This is a genomic window from Shewanella sp. 10N.286.52.A9, assembly GCF_041468985.1.
In the GTDB taxonomy this organism is placed as follows: domain Bacteria; phylum Pseudomonadota; class Gammaproteobacteria; order Enterobacterales; family Shewanellaceae; genus Shewanella; species Shewanella japonica.
In genome coordinates this window covers 1-4,091 of record NZ_JBFRJQ010000022.1, presented here as the reverse complement: position 1 = coordinate 4,091, position 4,091 = coordinate 1, and the positions used below count along the sequence as shown (strand labels likewise).

Genomic DNA, 4,091 nt, shown 5'->3' with positions numbered 1-4,091 from the left:
CCAAGCGCCTAATTTCTCTTAATTGAGAGCAGATAGCCCGTTACTGACGTAACGGGCTTTTTTGTGTCTGTAATTTAAGATGAACAGGTTCAGGAACGAAGCTATAGCTCAAGTTTAGACACGTCAACAGCTGATAGTGTGGACGATATGCCTACATGAAAATGCGTTATTGCTAAGTAATTAATTTCTCTTGATTGAATGTGGATATCCAATTATTTATGTCACAGTTTTGTAGGTTAATTTTGCTTAAAAGACTTTATGTCGACTGTTTGGAAGTGTCACTAATAAAAACAGTTCATTTCTTTCATTGCCCCCTCAGATTCAGTATTGATAAACAGGCTATTAGTGGCTTATTAGGCGTTAACTATTTTGGCTTTCTTACGATTAGTCATATGAATGTTCACAGGGTACAATATTCACATCACCATTATTAGTACAAGTCATTTATATGTCCGCAAGCTTAAAGCCTTTAAATACCCTGTCTTTGAATCAAAATTCCCTAATGCTTGTTGAGGCAAACTCTGTTTCGGATCTCATTCGATATATAAAACAAGCAAAAGAAATGGGCGTTCCGTATATGATCATAGGTGGTGGAAGCAATATCGTTTTTACCTGCGATTATGAAGGGATGATCATTAAGCTGATCAATAAAGGCATCGTTATTTCCGAGGATAATGAAAATGTCTATTTAACTGTGCAGGCGGGCGAAAATTGGCATGAACTTGTTAAGTTTACTTTGGATGAGGGCTATTTCGGGTTAGAAAATTTAGCATTGATCCCTGGTTCGGTGGGCGCTGCTCCAATTCAGAATATTGGTGCATATGGAGTCGAAATAAACCAGTTTTGTAATGAAGTCACTTACCTTAATACTGATACTTTTAGCGAGCATACACTTGCAGGTTCTGAGTGTAAGTTTGATTACCGTGATTCAATTTTCAAAAAACAATTAAAAGAGATTGCAGTCATTACGTCAGTTAAATTAGCAATCCCAAAAAACTGGCAAGCAAATCTAAGTTATGGACCACTTAACCACTTAAATAGTCAGACAGTGAGTGCTAAAGAGATCTATGAGACTGTATGTGCTGTACGCACAAGCAAGTTACCTGATCCCTGTAAACTTGGTAACGTTGGCAGCTTTTTTAAGAACCCAATTATCGAAGCAGAGCAATACATCAGTTTATTGAAAAAGTTTTCTGATTTGGTCGGGTATGCACAAGCTGATGGGCGTATTAAAGTTGCTGCAGGTTGGCTTATAGATGAAGCTGGCCTCAAAGGGTATATCTTGGGCGGCGCGGCAGTCCATAATAAGCAAGCGTTGGTGATAGTTAATATTAATCAAGCAACTGGTGACGATGTACGAAAACTGGCGCATCATGTTATTGACACTGTTTATAATAAGTTTGGTATCAAACTGGAGCCAGAACCAAGAATAATAGGTTCACACGGAGAGGTGGAATTGTAATGACAGAGCATTGGAGCAAAAAGAAGCAAATCATTAAGTTGCTGGATCATTGTCGTTATACTTCTGGGGAAATGATTGCACAAAAAGTCGGAATATCCAGGACTGCAGTGAATAATCACATAGCTCAGTTAGCTGATTACGGGATTGATATATACAGCGTAAAAGGTAAGGGTTACAAGTTATCGAAAGCTCTGCCTTTGTTTGATGAATCCTTACTTATAAACGGGATTGAAGATAGGTGTTTCTTTTTTGATGAAATAGCCAGTACCAATGCTTTCTTACTACAGCACTCTGATGAACTAGATAGTGGTGATATTTGCATCGCGGAATATCAGTCTGCAGGCAGGGGGCGTAGGGGACGTCAATGGGTGTCACCTTATGGTCAACATGTTTACGGGTCACTCTATTGGCGCATAAACCAGGGAATGAATGCCGCAATGGGGTTAAGCTTAGTTATTGCGTGTTCTATCGTGTCCACGCTAAGAACATTTGGTGTTGAAGGTCTTGGATTGAAGTGGCCAAATGATATCTACAAAGACAATAAAAAACTAGCAGGTATCTTGATTGAGCTATCTGGTCAGTCTATGGACGAATGTAATTTGGTCATTGGCTTTGGTATTAATATGAGTATGCCGGCTCAACAGGCTGAAAAAATAGATCAGCCTTGGAGTGATTTATCTTCTCTGGATACAATGCCCGATAAAACTAACCTACTCCTAGCACTCCATAAACAATTAAAGTTAGACCTAGCAAAGTTTGAAGTATCTGGTTTAACGGAGTTTATTCCGCTCTGGCAACAATATGATCTGTTTTACGACAAAGAAATTGAGTTGGTCATGTCACCTAAGTCAATTGTAGGTGTTTGCAAAGGGATTGACTCGCAAGGTGGCGTTATTTTGGAAACCGATGGCGTTCAAACCGCCTATATAGGTGGAGAGATTAGCCTACGCGGTACGCTATAATCTACGAGGTTATTTTCGTAGTAAAACGCGGTTTACCAAATGATTATCTCCTTTTTTAAGGATCAGGTGAGCGCGTTCACGACTTGGTTTGATATTGGACTGGAGATTTGGGCCGTTAATCGTATCCCAGATATTAGCTGCGGTCTCATTAGCTTGTTGATCTGACAAGTTTGAATAGTGATGAAAAAAGGATTTCGGATCACTAAAAGCACCTTGACGAAATTTTCTAAAACGTTGCTGATACCATTCTTTTAGAAGCACTTCATCTGCATCTACGTAAATTGAGAAATCCACATAATCAGATAAAAAACTGCTGCGACTTTCAGGTGATTGATCTAAGCCAGTTTGAAGTACATTTAAACCTTCGATAATTAAGATGTCTGGTTGGTTAATCGGTTGCACTTGGTCAGTAAGTCGGTCATAGGTGATATGAGAGTACAGTGGCGCATTAACATGCGGTTGACCTGCTTTGATAGCTGAAATGAAATCAATGAGCATCTTCATATCATAGCTTTCTGGAAAGCCTTTTCGCTTTAATAAGTTTTTAGCTTTTAACTCTGCCAAAGGATACAGAAATCCATCGGTAGTGACTAACTCTACTTTAGGGTGTTGGGGCCAACGCTGTAAAAGCGCTTGTAGAATCCTTGCTGTGGTGCTTTTACCAACAGCGACACTACCAGAAATACTGATAATGTAGGGAGAGTTACGTGGTTTATGATTGAGGAATTGATCTAATACTACACTGCGCTGCTGCTGAGCGTCGATGATCAAGTTTAAAAGACGACTTAACGGTAAATAAATATCTGTCACTTCATCTAAAGACAGTTGCTCGTTCATGCCTTGTAAGCGGGCAAGTTCGTCTTCACTTAGTGTAAGAGGGACTGAATTACGAAGCTCAGACCATTGCTTACGCCCAAATGAATGATAAAGTGTTTTATGTATTGGTTTATTTACTGTCATAACGTCCTTTCCTTAGGTCAGGCACAGTACACCAACAAAATATATTCAACAATAAAAAACTGACCTTAGTTAATCACTAACTTTCAAATCGCTTGATTTTTATGCGTGAGTAGCTAATAAAGCCCAAAAAAACGGCATTTAAGACTTTTTTTAGCTTTTTTATGCATTTTCTATTGCACTTGTGCCAACATTTACCTAATATCCGTTTCCGAAATGATTAGCCGGCATAGCTCAGTTGGTAGAGCAACTGACTTGTAATCAGTAGGTCCCGAGTTCGACTCTTGGTGCCGGCACCATTTTTCTGGAGGGGTTCCCGAGTGGCCAAAGGGATCAGACTGTAAATCTGACGGCTCAGCCTTCGAAGGTTCGAATCCTTCTCCCTCCACCATTTTTTAAAGGTAGTTAGGTAGCCTTTCAGGTTGCGCGGATGTCGTATAATGGTATTACTCCAGCCTTCCAAGCTGATAACGCGGGTTCGATTCCCGCCATCCGCTCCAAATTGCTGAATGACTTGATTGATTAATGGTTCAGATAACTGAATTGTTAATCAGTCAAATCCTTTAAATCAGCGCCTCCTGTCTTATGCTAAGCTTAATCACCATAACTAATCGATTCGATGTCATTTTATGCATCGGATTTTTTCTATATGTGTTTTCATTACCAAGAGTCTGGATTGAGGCAATATCATGGCTAAAGAAAAATTTGAA

Annotated in this window: 3 protein-coding genes and 3 tRNA genes; 5 read left to right on the top strand and 1 reads right to left on the bottom strand. The window is 39.5% G+C overall.

Annotation, left to right across the window (positions count from 1 at the left end):
* The first annotated feature begins 448 nt into the window (after positions 1–448).
* Together murB and birA are read left to right on the top strand one after the other, a co-directional pair.
* A complete protein-coding gene (murB, locus tag AB4128_RS15310) occupies positions 449–1,462 on the top strand; it encodes a UDP-N-acetylmuramate dehydrogenase (protein WP_372038201.1) in 1,014 nt (337 codons plus the stop codon).
* Complete coding sequence (gene birA, locus AB4128_RS15305) at positions 1,462–2,424, top strand: bifunctional biotin--[acetyl-CoA-carboxylase] ligase/biotin operon repressor BirA (RefSeq protein ID WP_372038200.1); 963 nt, start codon at positions 1,462–1,464, stop codon at positions 2,422–2,424. Before murB ends, birA begins: the two co-directional genes overlap by 1 nt.
* A 9-nt stretch (positions 2,425–2,433) precedes the next feature.
* On the opposite strand, the gene coaA is transcribed toward birA, so the two are convergent.
* Complete coding sequence (gene coaA, locus AB4128_RS15300) at positions 2,434–3,384, bottom strand: type I pantothenate kinase (protein WP_065108948.1); 951 nt, start codon at positions 3,382–3,384, stop codon at positions 2,434–2,436.
* 220 nt (positions 3,385–3,604) lie between these two features.
* Between coaA and AB4128_RS15295 the strand changes: the two genes are divergently transcribed.
* The 3 genes from AB4128_RS15295 (at position 3,605) to AB4128_RS15285 (ending at position 3,881) form a co-directional block, all read left to right on the top strand.
* A tRNA-Thr gene (locus AB4128_RS15295) sits at positions 3,605–3,680 on the top strand.
* A gap of 7 nt (positions 3,681–3,687) precedes the next feature.
* Positions 3,688–3,772 (top strand) — tRNA-Tyr (locus AB4128_RS15290).
* Between the two features lie 35 nt (positions 3,773–3,807).
* Positions 3,808–3,881, top strand: a tRNA-Gly gene (locus AB4128_RS15285).
* Positions 3,882–4,091 lie beyond the last annotated feature (210 nt).

Bases quoted from the DNA above. Each gene is read 5' to 3' on its own strand.
- birA (WP_372038200.1), top strand. From the start codon at position 1,462: ATGACAGAGCATTGGAGCAAAAAGAAGCAAATCATTAAGTTGCTGGAT.
- coaA (WP_065108948.1), bottom strand. From the start codon at position 3,384: ATGACAGTAAATAAACCAATACATAAAACACTTTATCATTCATTTGGG.
- murB (WP_372038201.1), top strand. From the start codon at position 449: ATGTCCGCAAGCTTAAAGCCTTTAAATACCCTGTCTTTGAATCAAAAT.